A 17354-nucleotide genomic window follows, 5' to 3' on the forward strand; every position below is an offset into this window, starting at 1 on the left:
GGGTCTCCTCGTGGGGTGGGGATGACGGGCCGGGTGCGGCCCACCGTCGATCCTGCCCCCGTCGCCCGACCTGAGACAGGTACGGACGGAGCACCCCTCGCGGTCCGGGCGGTCAGCGGGCCGTGCTGCTGGAGGCCCGGACGACCAACCGCACCGGCTGCACGTGGTGCCGCGGGGGCCCGTCGTCGCCGGCGATGCGTGCCAGGAGCTCCTCGGCCCCGACCCGGCCCATGGCGTCCGGATCGGAGGCGATGACCGTGATGCCGAGGACGTCCGCGAGGTCGAAGTCGTCGAAGCCGACCAGGGCGGGCCGGTCCGTGCGGTCGACGAGTGCGCGGAGTGCCCCGGTCGTGATCCGGTTGTTCGTGGTGACGATCGCGGTCGGCGGCTCCGGGGCGTCGACCAGGTCGCGCACGGCACGCGAGGCCTCGTCGAGGTCGTGCGAGTCACTGCGCACCCACCGTTGCCAGTCCGGCACGCCGGCCGCGCGCATGGCGTCGCCGAAGGCGTGCACGCGCTCGCGGTGGGTCGACAGCCGGCTGAGGTCGCCGACCAGGCCGATGCGGCGGTGTCCGCGTTCGAGCAGGTGCTCGACCGCGGTCCGGATGCCCCCGGCGTTGTCGAGGACGACCGAGTCGGCGTCGACGTCCGCCGGTGCGCGGTCGAGGAACACCACGGGCGTGCCGAGGGCCCGCTCGCGGGCGATCAGGGAGTGGTCGTCGTCGGCGGACACGACGAGCAGGCCGCTGACACGGCGTTCGACGAGCTGCGCCACGAGGGTGCGCTCCCGGTCGGCGTCCTCGTCGTTCGAGGTGGACAGCAGGCTCAGCCCCGGTGCGCGGAGTGCGCGCTCGGCGCCCCGCGCGATGCGTGAGTAGAAGGGGTTCGCGACGTCGCCGGTGACGAGCCCGATCGTGGCGGACCGTCCGCCGGCGCGGAACTCGCGCGCGAGCGTGTTCGGGCGGAACCCGAGCTCGGCGGCGACGGTCAGGACCCGTGCCGCGGTGTCGGCGGCGACGTACCGCTCGCCGTTCACCACGCGTGAGACCGTCTTCATGCTGACACCGGAGCGCTCGGCGACGGCGCGCAGCGTGGGTCGCTCGGTGCTCACGAGGTCATCGTACGGTCGTCCGGATCGACGGTGATCCCTTGACACGACTCACACCAGACCGTTAGAAACATCGGGTGTGACAACGCTGTCATGGTCGACGCGGCGTCACTCCTCCCCAATCTCGGAAGGTGACGATGTCGTCATTCGGTTCCCGGCGCAGCCGGACCATGCACCAGATCAGCGGTCGGCGCGGCGGGTTCGGGACCCGTGCCACGGCCGTCGTGCTCGGGGCGGCGCTCGCCGCATCGGGTGCGCTCCTCGGGGCCGTGCCGGCGCAGGCCGCGTCCGGACCCTTCACCACCTCCTTCGAGGCGGGGGACATGGCGCCCCTCGCGAACACCCCGCTGACGCCGTCGACGACCGTCACCGGGTCGACGCTGCCGCCCGGGAGCCTCCTCGGTCACGTCACGGGCGTCACCGCCGACGCCGAGAACCCGCCGAACGAGGTCGCCGCCAGCCTGGCGGACGGGAACGCCGGCTCGAAGTGGCTCGCCTTCCGGAACACCGGCGTCGTCACCTACCGGCTCGACCAGCCCGAGACGCTGCGGGCGTACTCGCTCACGAGCGCCAACGACGCCCCCGGCCGTGACCCGTCGGCGTGGACGCTCGAGGGCTCCACCGACGGCACCACGTGGACCACGGTGGACACGCAGACCGCGCAGACCTTCAGCGGCCGTGGGAAGACGAACACGTACACCGCGGCGACGCCCGGCTCGTACGACCGGTACCGCCTCCGCATCACGAAGAACAGCGGCGACGGGATCACCCAGCTCGCCGACTGGAGCATCTCCGACGGCTCGACCACCCCGCCCCCGCCCAGCCCGATGGTGACCCGGGTCGGCAACGGGCCGGTCTCCGGACTGAACATCCGCTCGACCGTCGGGTTCAGCGGGACCAAGGCGCTCCGCTACGCCGGCGCCCACGTCGCCGCCGGCTCGGCGAGCGCGACGAACGTCCTCTACGACGACGTCGCGATGCCGATCACCGCGGACAGCGAGCTGAGCTACAAGCTCTTCCCCGAGCTGAACGGGGACACCACCTACCCGGCGACCTACGCCGCGGTCGACCTGCAGCTCACCGACGGCTCGCTCGTGTCCGCGGACCCGCAGGTCACCGACGAGAACGGCAACCGCGTCTCGGCGGAGGCCCTCGGTGCCGGCAAGGTCTTCTTCGTCGACCAGTGGAACTCCATCCGGATCCCGCTCGGCGCACTCGCAGGCAAGACCGTCGACAAGGTGCTGTTCACGTACGACGACGACGCCGCGGGCACCAGCGCGTCGACGAAGTTCCAGGGCTGGGTGGACGACATCCGCATCGACCCGGCGGCCGAGCGCATCGACGGCTCGAGCCTGACGGACTACGTCGACACCCGCCGCGGCACGAACTCCTCCGGCGGCTTCTCGCGGGGCAACAACATCCCCGCCGCGGCCGTCCCGAACGGCTTCAACTTCTGGACGCCGATGACGGACGCGTCGAGCCAGTCGTGGGAGTACTCGTGGCAGTCCGACAACGACGCCGACAACCTGCCGCGCCTCCAGGGCATCGGCATCTCCCACGAGCCGAGCCCGTGGATGGGTGACCGCAACCAGCTCGCGATCATGCCGTCGACGTCGGGCACGACGCCGAACGCCTCCCTCGATTCCCGTGGACTCGCGTTCGACCACGCCGACGAGGTCGCCCGACCGGACCTGTACTCCGTGAAGACCACGTCCGGGACGGTGGCCGAGGTCACCCCGAGCGACCACGGCGCCGTGCTCCGGTTCGCCTTCCCGGCGAGCAGCGGCAGCGTCGTCCTCGACAACGTCGGCTCCGACGAGCGCACCTCGATCACGATGGGCGACGACGGCACCGTGACCGGGTGGACCGAGGGCGGCTCCGGCCTGTCCGTCGGAGCCACGCGGATGTTCTTCGCCGGTCGGTTCGACACGGACCCGTCCGGCACCGGCACCGCCGCGGGCGACCGCAGCAGCGCCCGCTACGCCTCGTTCTCCGGGCTGACCGGCGACCACGTCGTCGAGCTCCGCCTCGCCACCTCGTTCATCTCCCTCGACCAGGCGCGGCACAACGCCGACCTCGAGCTCTCCGGCAAGTCGTTCGAGCAGGTCCAGCGGGCCGCCGCCGCCCAGTGGAACGAGCGGCTCGGTGTCGTCACCGTGCCGCAGTCCGCCGCGAGCGACACGCAGCTCCAGGCGCTCTACGGCTCGCTCTACCGGATGAACCTCTACCCGAACTCGCAGCACGAGAACACCGGCACCGCCGGGGCACCCGTCTGGGAGCACGCCAGCCCGAACGTCGCCCCGAAGGGTGCGGCGACCGCCACCACGACGAACGCCGTCGTGAAGGCCGGCAAGGTCTACGTCAACAACGGCTTCTGGGACACCTACCGCACGGTCTGGCCGCTCTACTCGATGCTCTACCCGGACGTCGCGCAGGAGCTCGTCGACGGGTTCGTCCAGCAGTACCGCGACGGCGGATGGACGCCGCGCTGGTCCTCGCCGGGCTACGCCGACCTGATGACCGGCACGAGCTCCGACGTCGCCTTCGCGACCGCGTACCTCGACGGTGCGGTGGACACGAAGACCGCGCTCGAGGCCTTCGACGCCGGGTACAAGAACGCCACGACCGTCTCGACCGACGTCTCCGGCGCCGGACGCAAGGCGCTCGACCAGTCCGCGTTCCTCGGCTACGTGCCGGACTCGCTCCACGAGAGCGTCTCGTGGGGGCTCGAGGGCACGATCAACGACCACGGTCTCGCGGAGATGGCCGAGGCGTTGGCGAAGGACCCGGCCACACCCGCCGACCGCGTCGAGGAGTTGGAGACCGCCGCGGCGTACCTGCACGACCGGGCGGAGGACTACGTCAACCTGTTCGACGCGGACGCCGGGTTCTTCCAGGGCCGCAACGCCGACGGGTCGTTCGAGGTCCCGGCGGACGAGTTCGACCCGGCCGAGTGGGGCGGCGCCTTCACCGAGACGGACGGCTGGAACTTCGCGTTCCACGCCCCGTTCGACGTGCAGGGCCTCGCCGGCCTGTACGGCGGTGACGAGCAGCTCATCGCGAAGCTCAAGGAGTTCTACGCAACCCCCGAGACGGCCGAGAACGTCGGCTCCTACGGCGGGCAGATCCACGAGATGCTCGAAGCGCGGTCGGTCCGCATGGGCCAGCTCGGCATGAGCAACCAGGTCTCGCACCACATCCCCTACATCGCGGCAGCTGCCGGCGACCCCTCGCTCACGCAGCAGGTCGTCCGCGAGAGCATGCGACGCCTGTTCGTCGGCAGCGACATCGGGCAGGGCTACACCGGGGACGAGGACAACGGCGAGATGTCGTCGTGGTTCGTGTTCTCGGCGCTCGGCCTCTACCCGCTCGCCCAGGGCTCCGGTCAGTACACGATCGGTTCGCCGCTCTTCTCGCAGGCGACCGTGCACCTGCCCGGAGGCGACCTGCGCGTGAACGCGGCGGGCAACAGCGCGCAGAACGTCTACGTGCAGTCGGCCTCGTTCGACGGGAAGCCCCTGGACCGTGCGGTCATCGCGCAGTCCGCCATCGCGAAGGGCGGCACGCTCGACTTCCGCATGGGGTCGACCGCGTCGAACTGGGGCGCCGGCAAGACCCAGGGTGCCGAGGGGCTCGACGCCCCGGCCGTCGCGCCGAAGCCGCTCGTCGACGCCACGACCTCCGGCTTCGGGGTCACGACGAGCGACGACGACACCGCCGTCGGCGCACTGACCGACAACGAGTCCCTCACCGCGACGACCTTCTCGAGCGCCACCCCGGCGATCACGTGGAAGTCGTCGCAGGGCCCGGTGACCGTCGACCAGTACACGCTCACCACCGCGGCGAGCGGCGGCCAGCCCACCTCGTGGAAGCTCGAGGGCTCCAGCGACGGCAGCACGTGGGTGCCGCTGTCGACCGTCGCGAAGAGCACCTTCGACGCGCCGCTCCAGACCCGTCCGACCACGATCGAGCACCCTGCCGCGCTGACCTGGTACCGCCTGTCGGTCACCGGGACGAGCACGGGGAAGGCGCCGTCGATCGGGGAGTTCGAACTCCTCGCCGACAGCAGCAAGACCACCAGCGCGTTCGCCGTCGAACCGACGCCCGGGCTCACCGCGGAGGTCGGGCAGTCGTTCACGGGTGACCTCGCCGCGATCACCGGACCGGGCACCGAGGCTTCCGACTACACGGTGACGGTCGACTGGCAGGACGGGTCGGACCCCCAGCAGGTGACGCCGACGAGGTCGGCGCTCGGTGCCTGGGAGGTGCCCGGCGAGCACACCTTCACGACGGTCGGCGAGCACACCGTGCACGTCGTCGTCCGCTCCGGTACGGAGATGGCGAGCACCGACGTCCCGGTGACGGTCTCGCGCACCGCACCGAGCCTCCAGGGCGCGTTCGACAACGTCTGCCTCGGTGACCCGGGACAGGCCGCGAACTGCGACTTCGGCGGCCGCGGGTTCTCCCGATCGGCGCTCGCCGCCGACGGGTTCGTCCAGGGCACGACGAACACCGTGCCGGGGACCGACCTGACGTTCGACCTGCCCGCCGTGGAGCCCGGCGAGCCGGACAACGCGACCGGGAACGGCCAGACCATCCCGGTCCCGACGGGCACGGACATCACCGAGCTCGCCGTCATCGGCACCGCCAACGAGCGGGCGCAGCAGACCGTCGGCACGATCCGGTACTCCGACGGGACCACCGCCGACCTGCCGATCGAGTTCGGCGACTGGGCGGCCTCGCTCGCGACGCCGCGGTTCGGGAACACGGTCGTCGCGTCGAGCGACCACCGCACCGTCGGGGTGAACGGCAGCGACCGGATCGCGGCAGGGGTCTTCGCGACCCCCGTCACCACCGTGCCCGCCGGCAAGCAGGCCGTGTCGATCACCCTGCCGACCCAGACCGGCTCGCCGTCGAGCGCAGGACGGATCCACGTCTTCGCGATCGCGACGAACGGCACCCGGGTGCCGACGACGGCGCTCACGGCCACGGCCGGTGCGCGCCTGAGCGGCACCGCCGGCGAGGAGGTCTCGGGCACGCTCGCGACCGCCACCGGCGGCACGATCGGGACCGGCACCACGACCGCCACCGTGAACTGGGGCGACGGGTCCCCGCTCGAGGAGGCGACCGTCACGGTCACCGACGGCACCGCGACCGTCACCGGTGCGCACACCTACGCGACGGCGGGCAGCCGGGAGGCCGTGGTCACGGTCGACGACGGCACCGGCAGCGCGAGCGTGCGGACCCCGGTCGAGATCGCGGCGGCTCCGGTGTGGACGCCGACGCTCACCACCTCGGCCGGGTCGGGGGTCCGTCCGCGGGCCACCGTGCACGTCACGGGTGCCGGCTTCGCCGCCGGTGAGACCGTCACGGTGACCGTCGACGGAGAGGGCACCGGCACCACCGCGGTCGTCGCAGCCGACGGGTCGGTCGCCTTCGACGTCACGGCCCCGGGTCGTCCGGGCAGCCACAGCGTCTCGGCGATCGGTGACCGGTCGGCGACCCTGGCGACCGTGGCCTTCCAGGTGGTCGTCCCCGGCAACGGCGGCGGGAACGGCGGCGGGAACGGGAACGGGGGCGGCAACGGCGGTCCGGGGCACGGCGGCGGCCACGGTTCGTGGGCGCCGGAGTTCCGGCTCCTCGCCGAGGCCGGTACCGAGGGCACCGTCGTCGGTTACTCCGGCAGCGGCTTCGCACCGAACGAGCGCGTCACCCTCACCCTGCACAGCAAGCCCCTCGCGCTCGGCACGGTGACCGCGAACGCGGACGGCGTCCTCAGCGGCACCTTCACGGTCCCGTCGGCAGCACGGCCCGGTGCCCACGAGGTGCAGGCGCGCGGTGCGACGTCGGCCGTCACGGTGAGCGCTGCGTTCCGGGTCCTCGCCCGGCCCGCAGCGGACGCCGGACGCGCACCCGCCGAGCCCGGGCGCTGGGGCGGCCTGGCCTCCACCGGGTCCGACGTCGACCCGGCCCGGTGGGGCCTCGTCGCCGGAGCGCTCGTGCTGCTCGGCGCCGGGATCACCGCGACCGCCGCGGTCGTGCGGCGTCGTCGGAGCCGGCTCGGGTAGCGGCGGATGACGGACGGGAGGCCCGGTGCCAGCTGGTACCGGGCCTCCCGTCCGTGTGTACGCGTCGTGGCCATCGCTCGCTGTCGCGCTCGGGGCCAGCTCCTGACCCGTGGTCCCTCCGCTCGTCCTGCGGCTGCTCGCTCCCCCGGACGTGAGCGCGGGCGCGGGCGAGCGCGGGCGTGGGCCGGGCGCGGGGCGTCCGACTGCGTCGTGGTCAGCCCTGAGCGCGCGCCATCCGCTCGCCGGCGATGCGCGCGAAGCGCAGCGGGTCGCGGAGTGCATCGTCGGGCTCGCCCGTGGTCTGCGTGGCGATGACCGTGAGCGAGGCCGCGATCGAGAACGCGTCCAGGCGGGCAGCGACATCGCCCGCGACGAGCGCGACCGGCGTCCCGGCAGCGGCCGCGATCGCCGTGACCGCCGTCGGGGTCTTGCCGGCCGCGGTCTGTCCGTCGAAGCGTCCCTCGCCGGTCACCACGAGGTCGGCGGCGGCCACGCCGTCCTTGAGGCCGAGCGCCTCCGCGACCGCTCCCGCGCCGCTCCCGACACGTGCGCCCCACGCGAGGAGGCCGAATCCCGTCCCGCCGGCGGCCCCGGCACCCGGTGTCGCCGGGTTGACATCGGGGAAGTGCGCTGCCCAGCGGGCGAGACGTGTCTCGTGCACGGCGACGCGATCGGGGGTCACGCCCTTCTGCGGGCCGAAAACCGCTGCCGCTCCCTCGGGCCCGAGCAGCGGTGACTTCACGTCGCTGAGGACGGTGACGCCGAGCGGGGGGAGCGGGCGCAGCGACGTGCGGTCGACCGCGGCCACGTGGTCGAGCAGGGTGCCGCCGGTGGCGTTCGAGGCGTCGGCGTCGGCGCTGTCGTCCAGCGCGATCCCGAGTCCGAGCGCCCGGAGCGCCCCGGCCCCGCCGTCCGTCGAGGCGCTGCCGCCGATGCCGAGCAGGAGGCCGGTCGCCCCGGCGTCGAGCGCGGCCCCCACCGCCTGCCCGAAGCCGGTCGTGTGCGCGGAGTCGGGCTCGGGCTCGTCGAGCAGACCGAGCCCGCTCGTCGCCGCGAGTTCGACGACCGCGCGGCCGTCCGGCAGCCGGAGCCAGGCCGCGTCGACGAGGCGACCGTCCGGTCCGGTCACCTGTACCGGCACGCGTTCGCTTCCGGGGACGGCGGCGGCGAACGCATCGATCGTGCCCTCCCCACCGTCGGCCATCGGGAGGAGGACGAGCTCGTCGTCAGGCCGTTCGGTCCGCCAGCCCTCCGCGACGGCCGCGGCGATGTCGGCCGCGGACGCGGTGCCCTTGAAGGAGTCCGGTGCGATGACGACGCGCATGGGGTCACGCTACCGGCGCCGAGGGGCCCGATCTCGCGCTGGGGCGCACGGTGGAGAAAAGGAAGACCCGGCGCCAGAGACGCCGGGTGGGTGGCTCCAGTATGACACACATCACGAGTGTCACCAACCGGTAGGGCGCCGAAGCCGCCCGACCTCTTCTGGCAGTTGGACATCGCTGAAGTCCTCCGGCCGCAAGGTGTACCACCAGTGCCCACCGACACCGGCGGCGAAGTCCCCACGCAGCCGTCCGGCCGTCGGGCCCGGGGTCGGGTTGACCATGCCGACCTGAACGAGGGTCCGGGCATGCGCCACCGCGAAGGCCAGATCGCTGTCGTTGCTGACGACGATGGCGGCGTCGACGCGCCCGTCGAGCACGTCGATGAGGAGGTGAGAGGCAACGTTGACGTCCGACCCCTTCTCCTCACGCCGGGCGACCGACACGATGAACGATGCGCCTGGGACGTCCGCCCCGTCTGCGTCCTTCACTTGTACGGGCCAGTCCGAGCGTGCGAGTGTCGGGCGGCCACGGCGGTCCGGAACGGCGAGTGGTGCTGCTGTCACGCGGGTCACGAAGTTCCCGAAAGCAAGCTCGTCGACGCTCCGCGCCGCAGCGAGGGCCCTGAGGTAGGTGTCCTGATCACGCTGCCCGCTGACGTTCCCGACACCGCTGATACGCGCTGTGCAGAAGACCACGCGCTCCAGAACCGCACCGCGCCATCCAGATCGGGCCACGAGCCGTTCACCGAAGGAGCGGAGGTCGAGCCACCTCCACCCGGTTGAAGCGCGTCCGCAGAAGCCCCTACCGCCGTAGTAGAGGTTGAAGCCGTCGACGTAGAGTCCCACCCGCATCCCCGAACGGTAGTTGCCCCACACGAGCTCGCCACGGGACTTGTGGAGAACCGCGCATGTGATGATCCGCGTACCCCTCGGCACCGCGCACATCACCCTCCGCCTACCGTTGCCGTCATGACCGACGACCGACGCCGTGAACTCGGCTCCACCGACGCACCCGTGGAGGACGAGCTCGTCGAGTCCTTCGACGCGACCATCGAGGAGGGCGCCGAGCGGCTCCAGCGGACGACCCGTGCGGTCCTGATCACCGGGTTCTTCGGCGGCCTCGAGGTCGGCCTCGGCGTGATGGCGTACCTGGCGGTCCTCACCGAGACCGACAGTCACCTGCTCGCCGGACTCGCGTTCGGCATCGGCTTCATCGCCCTGCACCTGGCGCACAGTGAGCTCTTCACCGAGAACTTCCTCATGCCGGTCGCAGCCGTGGTCGCCCGCGAGGGGACCGTGCTGCAGCTCGTGAAGCTCTGGGGCGGCACGCTCCTGGCGAACCTGGCGGGTGGCTGGCTCTTCATGTGGCTCGTCGTGCACGCGTTCCCGCAGTGGCACGTCACCCTGGCGGAGTCGGCCCGGCACTTCATCGACGCGCCGTTCGGCCTGCAGAGCATCGTGCTCGCCGTCCTCGGTGGCAGCACCATCACGCTGATGACCCGCATGCAGCAGGGCACGGACTCGGACCCGGCGAAGCTCGTGGCCGCCGTCGCGGGCGGCTTCCTGCTCGCCGGCCTGCAGCTCTTCCACTCGATCCTGGACTCGCTGCTCGTGTTCGGCGCGATCCAGTCCGGCGAGGACATCACGTACGGGCAGTGGCTCGGGTGGTTCGGCTACACGCTGCTGTTCAACGTCCTCGGCGGGCTGGTGCTCGTGACGGCACTGCGGCTGCTCCGCACGAAGGAGCTCATGCAGGACCGGCGCCACGGCTCCCAAGACGACCCGGAGCGCGCCGACCACGAGCAGGGCTGACGCGCGGCGGTACCCGAATAGACGGCTCAGAGGGCGAACCGCGGGTGCGGCACCCCACCGGTCGCCAGGTCCGCGAGCATCTCCCCGAGCACCGGCGCGAACTTGAACCCGTGCCCGGAGAACCCGGTCGCGACGGTCAGCGGTCCGCGGCGGTCCATCACGAAGTCGTCGCTCGGGGAGTTGTCGTACAGGCAGCTGATCAGCGCTGGAGCCGTGGCGTCGACGCCCGGCACGAACCGGGCCACGTACGCCTGCAGCCGCTCGACTTCGGCGGCGACCGGTGTCCGGTCGCGAGCGTCGGGGTCGACGACCGGGCCGATGCCGTGGAACCCGACCTTCACGCCCTCGCCCGGCGTCAGCAGGCCGTACACGTCCCCGCCGTCGAGCGGGTAGTGCACGAACGACGGCCACGCGTCGTCCGGCAGGTGGCTGGGGAAGTGCGCCGGCTGCTCCTGCGTGACCCTGATGGCCGGGAGGCTCGCCCCGCGTCCGGCGAACACCTCGCCGACCAGCGTGGGCGCCCAGGAACCGACCGCCGCCACGACGCTCGGCGTCGTCACCGCGATTCCGTCGTCGAGGTGGACGGTCACGGTGTCGCCGTGGTCGTCGAGCCCCGTCACCCGTACCCCGAAGCGGAGGGCCGCTCCGTCGGACGCGGCCAGGTCGAGCAGCGCCTCGATCGTCTCGGCCGATCGGATCCGGCCGGCGGTGCCGTGCGCGAGCACATGACCCTCGAACGCCAGTCCCGGCCAGCGGGCCGCGGCCTCGTCGAGGTCGAGCCGCTCGAACGGCACGCCGGCACGCTCGAGTGCGTGCGCGATCGCGTCGATGACCTCGGGCCGACCGTGGTCGACGGCCCCGGTGCGGTCGAGCAGGGTCCGACCGGACGCGGCCTCGAGCGCTGCCCAGGCGTCCCAGGCGCGCTGCGTGAGGGTGACGTAGTCCGGCTCGGTGTAGCCCATCCGGGAGATCCGCGTCGCTCCGTGTGAGGAGCCGTGCTCGTGCCCGCGGTCGTGTTGTTCCACGAGCAGGACCTGCTCCCCGCGAGCAGCCAGGGACCGGGCCGCTGCGGCGCCGACGACACCTCCGCCGATGACGACGTGGTCGAGCTGCGACGTCGACGGAGTGGAGCGTCGTCCTGCCGGGGCGTGGGGCATGCCTTCACAGTAGGGCGTCGACCGGGACGACCGGCTGCGGTTCGACGGTCGGCGCCACGGGCCACCGGTGGCGGCCTGGCCCGTGTCTCGGCTCCCTCAGTACCATCTGCGGGAACCGAGGAGGACGGATCGACATGACGGTGCAGGACGCGCTCCGCCGCGCACGACAGGTCGTCGCGGCGACGATCAACCCGAAGATGCTGTCGGTGTCGAGCGAGACGGCAACGGGCCGCGCGGAGGACGCCCGAGCACGACGCGCATCGCCCCGGTTCGACTGGGTCCGTCCGGACGGCTCCGTCGACGTCGGCCTCCTCACCGAGACGAAGGAGGCCATCGAGGTGTTCCTCTCCGACCGCGCGATCCTCCACGTCGGCAGGATCAGCCCGTCCTCGGTCGAAGCGGGCCGTCGTCGCGAACTGTCCGAGTCCGTCGTCCGGATGGCTCTCGACCGGCTCGGTGCGCGCCGGCGCATCAGTGAGGCGACACTCAACGCCGCGCTGGCGATGTTCGTCGACGACGTGGCGCTCGTCCGACGCGACGCCGTCGTTTCCGGCTTCCTCAGCCGATCACCGGACGGGTCTTCCTACGAACTCGTGGGGGTGTGACCGCCACTCGCTCGTCCTGCTCCCGAGCCTCCGCTCAGCGCTCGATGGGCGTGGTCGAGTCGCGCACGCGACCGCGCTGCGGGTAACCGCTTGCTGTTCTCCAGGGTCGCCAGACCGTGGACCGTCGCCCAGGCCACCTCGGCTTCGGTGTCGTCCGGGCCGGGGAACGCCGCGCGAACCCCGGCGAAGGCGCGCTTGAGCGCGTCCGGGCCGCGTCCGGAACCGAACTCGAGGCCCGACGGCATCGAGAACATCGCCTCGTAGACGCGCGGTTGATCGGCGGCGAAGTCGAGGTAGGCCTGCATCCGCGCCAGTGGCTCCGCAGGCACGGCCTCCAATGCGGTCGCGATCGCTTCGAACCCGGCGAGCGCGACGGCGTCGATGAGCGCCTGGCGGCCGCCGGCGAACGCGGAGTAGATCACCGGCTGGGTCACCCCGATCTCGGACGCGAGCCGACGCATGGTGACGGCTTCCCACCCCTCGGCTTCCGCGACCTTGCGAGCCGCCCGGAGGATCTGGTCGCGCCGTAGATCAAGGTCAGGAGCAGGTCGTGGAGACATAGGTCCAGAGTAGCAGAACGCGGTTACATAACAACGGTAGACAACGGCTCCATCGACTGTTAGCGTCGAGGCATAACGTCGTTAGCCAACAACGGAAGGTCCTCCCATGGTCATCACCGCCCTCGTCGTCGCCGTCCTCGGCTGTCTCTTCATCCTCTTCATCGGCGGCCGGTTCCTCGTGGCTCCGGCGATCGCCACCGCCGGGTTCGGCGTCGCCGAGGACCGGCGGCGAGCGTTCACGAGCATCAAGGGCGTCCGCGACATCACCTCCGGCATCGTGCCGCTGGTGGTCCTGCTCGTCGCCGGCCCGCACGTGTTCGGCTGGGCGCTCCTCGCCGCGGCGATCACGCCGATCGGTGACGCCGTCATCGTCGTCACGAACGGCGGAACCCTCCGCCAGGCCCTCGGCGTGCACGCGGCGACGGCACTCGTGCTCGTCATCGCAGGCCTCGTCCTCGCACTCGGCTAGATCGGACGCCACTCCTCGCGGCTCGGCCGCCCGGCCACCCGCCCCATACCCCACCCTGCTCCACCACCACGAAAGGCAACACGCATGCGCACCACGAACGAGCACGACGACACCGACGGCACCGCCACCGAGGACGTCGTGCGGGCCTTCTACGAGCCCTTCCGCACAGGAGACACCACCGTCTACGACGAGGTCCTGGCGGAGGACTGGACGGACCTGCCCCTCGCACCCGGCCAGCAGCAGGGCCCCGCCGGCATGGCCGCTCAGATCGCGCTCTTCCGCCACGCGATGCCCGACTACGCCGTCGAGCACCAGGACGTCATCGTCCAGGGCGACAAGGTCGCCGTCCGCAACACCGTCTCCGGCACCCACCAGGGCGCCTTCATGGGCCACGAACCCACCGGCAAGCGCATCGAGATGCGCACCATGGACGTGCACCAGGTGCGCGACGGGAAGATCGTCACCACATGGCACCTCGAGGACTTCGCCGGCCTCATGAGCCAGCTCAACGCCCCTGCAGACGCCCCGACCCCGGCACCCTGGGGCTGAACCGAGTCACCTCCGGAGGACAGGAACTCGTCCCGAGTTCCTGTCCTCCTCGCGCGCCTGCGCTGTGGAGCACCGCCTGTCCTCACTGCTGGCGTTTCGCTGATGGTCCGCTCACGAGGCACTGGCCCGGACGAGGCGTTCCGACACCTCCCACACTCGTGCTCCTGCGTCGCGGTCGCTGAGTCTGCTGTACATCTTCTGCTCGGCAGGAGCGCCGCCGAGGTTGAGCGGCCCGCGAGGTCCGTAGAGGCGACCGCCGACTGCGTCCGGGCTGGTCGCGGCGAGGAGCGCCGGGAGGGCGGCTGTCCGCGGCGTCCCGAGTAGGATCCCGAGGCGGGACATCAGGCGGATGACCTTCACGGACGTCGTGTCCCGCTGCCTCCCCATACCCGGCTGCGCAGCGAGGAGGTTGGTGGGCGAGATCCCGGGGTGGGAGAGGTTGCTGCGGATGCCCCAGTCGCTGGCTTCGCTCCGTCGCTGCAACTCGAGCGCGAACAGTCCGAGGGCGATCTTCGAGCTGCTGTACGCCTTCGCGCCGTCGTAGCGCTTCTCCCAGTTCATGTCGGCCCAGTTGACGGCGTTGTAGTTCGCCGCGAGGCTGAGCTGGCTGGTCACGTGGGCGTGACCGTCGCGGAGAAGCGGCAGCAGGCCCGTGACCAAGGCGAAGTGGCCGAGGTGGTTGGTTCCGAGTTGCAGTTCGAAGCCGTCGGTCGTCGTCTGACGCGACGGCGGTGTCATGACCCCGGCGTTGTTGATCATGATGTGGATCGGCCGGCCGTCCTCGACCAGGTCATCGGCGAGCTCGTCGACGGAGCCGAGCGAGGACAGGTCCAACGGCCGGATGGTCAACCGCGCGCCGGGCGTTGCTGCGCGGATGCGGTCTGCGGCGGCCTGACCCTTGCCCTGGTTGCGGACGGGCATGACGACCTCGGCGCCGGCGGCTGCGAGTCGTTCGGCGATGTGGAATCCGACGCCGTCGCTGGCGCCCGTGACGAGCGCACGCTTGCCGCTCAGGTCGGGGATCTGGATGTCGATCGTGCGGGCCATGTCAGTTACTTCTTCCTGGTGGGTGTGGCTCGTGAGGGGACCTTCCGTGGCGTGCGGACCCTGCCGGATGGCCCCGTTGTGGAGGGAGTCGTCGTCGGGACGATGCGGCTTGACGGGTGCTGGCTACATCGAGCCGCCGTCGACGATGATCGTCTGCCCACTGATGAACGCGGCCCCTTCTGATGCCAGGAACAGCGCGAGGGGTGCCACGTCGTCGGGGCGCGGCAGTTCACCCCGGGGACTGAAGGTCGCGTACTGCGCGAGGCTGCTGTCGTCGAGGTCGGCCGTGATCCCGGCGTCTGCGACCACTCCCGGCGCGATGGTGTTGACCGTGATGGTGCGCTGGGCGAGTTCGCGCGCCAGCGCCTGCACCATCGGGCCCTGAGCGCCCTTCGTCGCGGCGTAGAGGCCGGTGCCGCCCAGGGCGCTCCGTGCGATCGTGGACCCTGTGACGATGATCCGTCCGCCGTCGGCCGTCTTCGCTGCTGCTTCGCGAAGCACGTTGAAGGTCCCGCGGATGTTGGTGCCCGTCACGTGTTCGTACTGTTCATCGGTCGTGCTCGCCAGGGGAGTCTCGATCAGCTCCACACCTGCGTTGGCGATGACGATGTCCGGGTTCGCGAGGGTCTCGGTGACGAGAGCGAACAGGGCACGGACCTCGGACGGGTCAGAGGTGTCGCTACGGGTGACCAGGTGCGGTGCCCCGATGTCGTCGAGTTCGGTGTCGATGGCGGCTGCGGCCTGTGCGTTCCCAGCGTAGGAGACGGCGACTGCAGCGCCCTCACGCGCGAACGCCAGCGCCATGGCCCTGCCGATGCCGCGTGTGCCACCGGTGACGAGCACGGTCTTGCCGGTCAATTCGTACATTTCCTGCTCCTTGTTCGTGATGGTGATGAGGATGAGGGTTGCGGGCGTCGGGTCAGGCCTGCGCGTTGATCGCCGCGACCGTCTGCGCGTAGCGGTTCTCCGCCTCGCTGAAGCGGAGGAACTTGACGGTCTCGACGAGGATCTCGGTGGCTTCGGGGTCCTGCTCGATCAGCGCGAGCGTCTCGTCCACGAAGACGTCGACCGGCATGAACTGCTCGACCTCGGACTGACCCGGCATCAAATCGGTGCGCACGGCCGGCGGCACCAGCTCGACGACCCTCACGGAGGTCCCCGTGAGCTGCAGCCGGATGCTCTCGCTGTACTGGTGGATGAAGGCCTTGGTGCCGTTGTACGTCGGTGTGGCGGCGAACGGCGTGAAGGCGAGGCCCGACGACACCGTCATGACGGTTGCGTCAGGCCGCGTGCGGAGGTGCTGGATGAAGGCCGCCAGCAGGCGCAGCGGACCGAGGACGTTCGTCTCGACCATCCGCTCCGCATCGCTGAGGAAGCTGCCGGACGGCACGTCCTCGACGATGGAGATCCCCGCCATCGCGATGAGGACGTTGAGGCCTGGGTGGTCGGTGAGGACGCGGTCGCGGGCGGCGGACACCGAGCTCGTGTCGGTGGTGTCGAGTGTGACGGTGGCGAAGCCGTGCTGCGCAGCCAGACGCTGCAGCTCGTCAGTGCGGCGTCCACCGACGATGACGGTGTTGCCGGCGTCCTGCAGACGCAGGGCGAGCGCGAGACCGATGCCTGATGTGGCCCCGGGGATGAAGACGGTGTTCCCAGTGATGTCCATGGCGGCAACACTCGCCGCCCACCTCCGCGGCTGCCAGGACGTGTTCATCGGGGACCCGACAGGTCCTGTCTGACGAAGCGCGCAGGGGCGAGCATGGGGGCATGGATCGCACTGCATTCGGTCAGTTCCTTCGCGTACACCGCGAAGCACTCCTCCCTTCCGATGTCGGGTTGACCTCGGGCCCCCGCCGTCGTGCGCCTGGGCTGAGGCGCGAGGAAGTCGCTCAGCTCGCGTGCGTGACGGTCGACTACTACGCGCGTCTCGAACAGGGGCGGGGAGCGCAGCCGAGTGCCCAGATGTTGTCTGTGTTGGCCCGCGTTCTCCGACTCACCCTCGATGAGCGAGACCACCTGTACCGCGTCGCCGGTCAGAACCCGCCCGACCGGGCGAGCGGCTCCTCCCACGTGTCTCCGGCACTCCTTCGGGTCATGGACAAGCTTGCGGACACCCCCGCGTTCGTGCTCTCTGACCTCGCGGAGACCCTCGCGTCGAACCCGCTCGCCGATGCGTTGTTGGGCGCGCCCCACGGACACAGCGGTCCGTCCCGCAGTGGGATCTACCGGTGGTTCGCAGCCGCCGACGCGGAACGGGCGCTCTACCTGCCGGAGGATCGCGAACACCAGGGCCGTGCTCTGGTCGCCGGTCTCCGCATGGCTCTCGGGCGGCGGGGGCCGCAGTCGACGGCTGCGGAACTCGTCCGGCGCCTCGCTCGCCTCAGTCCGGAGTTCGTCGCCATCTGGGAGCTCCAGGAGGTCGCGACGCGGTACCAGGACCGGAAGACGATCGTCCACCCGGAAGTCGGAGCGATCGAGTTCGACTGCCTGGCACTCTTCACGGAGGACCAGTCGCAGACCCTGATCGTCCTGACGGTTCCGGCGCGAACCCCTGCTGCCGACCGACTCGACTTCCTCCGGGCCATCGGGCCGACCCAGTTCGGCTCGCCCTCGACAGCCGGAGCGGACAGCTCGCCGTGAACGATCCGGTGCCGTGCA

Annotated in this window: 14 protein-coding genes; 6 read left to right on the plus strand and 8 right to left on the minus strand. The window is 71.2% G+C overall.

Annotated features, from left to right (window positions below):
• Window positions 1–112: 112 nt before the first annotated feature.
• Window positions 113–1111, minus strand: a complete 999-nt coding sequence (locus tag DEJ34_RS01845) for a LacI family DNA-binding transcriptional regulator (protein ID WP_220032727.1) — start codon at window positions 1109–1111, stop codon at window positions 113–115.
• A 167-nt stretch (window positions 1112–1278) separates the two neighbouring features.
• Here DEJ34_RS01845 and DEJ34_RS01850 point away from each other — a divergent pair, with 167 nt between their 5' ends.
• The gene (locus DEJ34_RS01850; RefSeq protein ID WP_110911201.1) at window positions 1279–7176 is read left to right on the plus strand and encodes a GH92 family glycosyl hydrolase; all 5898 of its coding nucleotides are present in this window, start codon (window positions 1279–1281) and stop codon (window positions 7174–7176) included.
• Window positions 7177–7390: 214 nt separating this feature from the next.
• Here the strand turns inward: DEJ34_RS01850 and DEJ34_RS01855 are convergent, their stop codons facing one another.
• Window positions 7391–8500, minus strand: coding sequence for a glycerate kinase (locus tag DEJ34_RS01855; protein ID WP_110911200.1), 1110 nt, complete (start codon window positions 8498–8500; stop codon window positions 7391–7393).
• Window positions 8501–8620: 120 nt separating this feature from the next.
• The gene (locus tag DEJ34_RS01860) at window positions 8621–9349 is read right to left on the minus strand and encodes an NYN domain-containing protein (RefSeq protein ID WP_110911223.1); all 729 of its coding nucleotides are present in this window, start codon (window positions 9347–9349) and stop codon (window positions 8621–8623) included.
• Between the two features lie 117 nt (window positions 9350–9466).
• Here DEJ34_RS01860 and DEJ34_RS01865 point away from each other — a divergent pair, with 117 nt between their 5' ends.
• Window positions 9467–10309, plus strand: coding sequence for a formate/nitrite transporter family protein (locus DEJ34_RS01865; protein WP_110911199.1), 843 nt, complete (start codon window positions 9467–9469; stop codon window positions 10307–10309).
• 26 nt (window positions 10310–10335) lie between these two features.
• Here DEJ34_RS01865 and DEJ34_RS01870 read toward each other — a convergent pair whose 3' ends face one another.
• Window positions 10336–11466: an FAD-dependent oxidoreductase gene (locus DEJ34_RS01870; protein WP_110911198.1), complete on the minus strand. Its 1131-nt coding sequence runs from the start codon at window positions 11464–11466 to the stop codon at window positions 10336–10338.
• Between the two features lie 134 nt (window positions 11467–11600).
• On the opposite strand from DEJ34_RS01870, the gene DEJ34_RS01875 reads away from it, so the two are divergent.
• Window positions 11601–12071: a DUF2087 domain-containing protein gene (locus DEJ34_RS01875; protein WP_110911197.1), complete on the plus strand. Its 471-nt coding sequence runs from the start codon at window positions 11601–11603 to the stop codon at window positions 12069–12071.
• Here the strand turns inward: DEJ34_RS01875 and DEJ34_RS01880 are convergent.
• A complete protein-coding gene (locus DEJ34_RS01880) occupies window positions 12050–12631 on the minus strand; it encodes a TetR/AcrR family transcriptional regulator (RefSeq protein WP_110901004.1) in 582 nt (193 codons plus the stop codon). The two genes, DEJ34_RS01875 and DEJ34_RS01880, sit on opposite strands and share 22 nt — an antisense overlap.
• Before the next feature lie 106 nt (window positions 12632–12737).
• On the opposite strand from DEJ34_RS01880, the gene DEJ34_RS01885 reads away from it, so the two are divergent.
• Together DEJ34_RS01885 and DEJ34_RS01890 are read left to right on the plus strand one after the other, a co-directional pair.
• Window positions 12738–13100 (plus strand): DUF4267 domain-containing protein, encoded by a 363-nt coding sequence (locus tag DEJ34_RS01885; RefSeq protein ID WP_110890638.1) that lies wholly within the window; start codon window positions 12738–12740, stop codon window positions 13098–13100.
• Window positions 13101–13184: 84 nt separating this feature from the next.
• Window positions 13185–13649, plus strand: a complete 465-nt coding sequence (locus DEJ34_RS01890; RefSeq protein ID WP_110911196.1) for an ester cyclase — start codon at window positions 13185–13187, stop codon at window positions 13647–13649.
• 111 nt (window positions 13650–13760) lie between these two features.
• Here DEJ34_RS01890 and DEJ34_RS01895 read toward each other — a convergent pair whose 3' ends face one another.
• The 3 genes from DEJ34_RS01895 to DEJ34_RS01905 form a co-directional block, all read right to left on the minus strand.
• Window positions 13761–14696 carry an SDR family oxidoreductase gene (locus DEJ34_RS01895; protein WP_110911195.1) on the minus strand — a complete coding sequence of 312 codons (936 nt, stop codon included), beginning with the start codon at window positions 14694–14696 and terminating at the stop codon, window positions 13761–13763.
• Window positions 14697–14819: 123 nt separating this feature from the next.
• Window positions 14820–15563, minus strand: a complete 744-nt coding sequence (locus DEJ34_RS01900; RefSeq protein ID WP_110911194.1) for an SDR family NAD(P)-dependent oxidoreductase — start codon at window positions 15561–15563, stop codon at window positions 14820–14822.
• A 52-nt stretch (window positions 15564–15615) separates the two neighbouring features.
• Window positions 15616–16362 carry an SDR family oxidoreductase gene (locus DEJ34_RS01905; RefSeq protein WP_110911193.1) on the minus strand — a complete coding sequence of 249 codons (747 nt, stop codon included), beginning with the start codon at window positions 16360–16362 and terminating at the stop codon, window positions 15616–15618.
• Between the two features lie 101 nt (window positions 16363–16463).
• Between DEJ34_RS01905 and DEJ34_RS01910 the strand changes: the two genes are divergently transcribed.
• Window positions 16464–17336: a helix-turn-helix transcriptional regulator gene (locus DEJ34_RS01910; protein WP_110911192.1), complete on the plus strand. Its 873-nt coding sequence runs from the start codon at window positions 16464–16466 to the stop codon at window positions 17334–17336.
• Window positions 17337–17354: the final 18 nt, after the last annotated feature.

It is taken from the genome of Curtobacterium sp. MCPF17_050, from assembly GCF_003224435.2.
In the GTDB taxonomy this organism is placed as follows: Bacteria; Actinomycetota; Actinomycetes; order Actinomycetales; family Microbacteriaceae; genus Curtobacterium.

Bases quoted from the DNA above. Each gene is read 5' to 3' on its own strand.
- DEJ34_RS01875 (WP_110911197.1), top strand. From the start codon at position 11,601: ATGACGGTGCAGGACGCGCTCCGCCGCGCACGACAGGTCGTCGCGGCG.
- DEJ34_RS01860 (WP_110911223.1), bottom strand. From the start codon at position 9,349: ATGCGGGTGGGACTCTACGTCGACGGCTTCAACCTCTACTACGGCGGT.
- DEJ34_RS01880 (WP_110901004.1), bottom strand. From the start codon at position 12,631: ATGTCTCCACGACCTGCTCCTGACCTTGATCTACGGCGCGACCAGATC.
- DEJ34_RS01910 (WP_110911192.1), top strand. From the start codon at position 16,464: ATGGATCGCACTGCATTCGGTCAGTTCCTTCGCGTACACCGCGAAGCA.
- DEJ34_RS01900 (WP_110911194.1), bottom strand. From the start codon at position 15,563: ATGTACGAATTGACCGGCAAGACCGTGCTCGTCACCGGTGGCACACGC.
- DEJ34_RS01855 (WP_110911200.1), bottom strand. From the start codon at position 8,500: ATGCGCGTCGTCATCGCACCGGACTCCTTCAAGGGCACCGCGTCCGCG.
- DEJ34_RS01905 (WP_110911193.1), bottom strand. From the start codon at position 16,362: ATGGACATCACTGGGAACACCGTCTTCATCCCCGGGGCCACATCAGGC.
- DEJ34_RS01870 (WP_110911198.1), bottom strand. From the start codon at position 11,466: ATGCCCCACGCCCCGGCAGGACGACGCTCCACTCCGTCGACGTCGCAG.
- DEJ34_RS01865 (WP_110911199.1), top strand. From the start codon at position 9,467: ATGACCGACGACCGACGCCGTGAACTCGGCTCCACCGACGCACCCGTG.
- DEJ34_RS01890 (WP_110911196.1), top strand. From the start codon at position 13,185: ATGCGCACCACGAACGAGCACGACGACACCGACGGCACCGCCACCGAG.
- DEJ34_RS01850 (WP_110911201.1), top strand. From the start codon at position 1,279: ATGCACCAGATCAGCGGTCGGCGCGGCGGGTTCGGGACCCGTGCCACG.
- DEJ34_RS01885 (WP_110890638.1), top strand. From the start codon at position 12,738: ATGGTCATCACCGCCCTCGTCGTCGCCGTCCTCGGCTGTCTCTTCATC.
- DEJ34_RS01895 (WP_110911195.1), bottom strand. From the start codon at position 14,696: ATGGCCCGCACGATCGACATCCAGATCCCCGACCTGAGCGGCAAGCGT.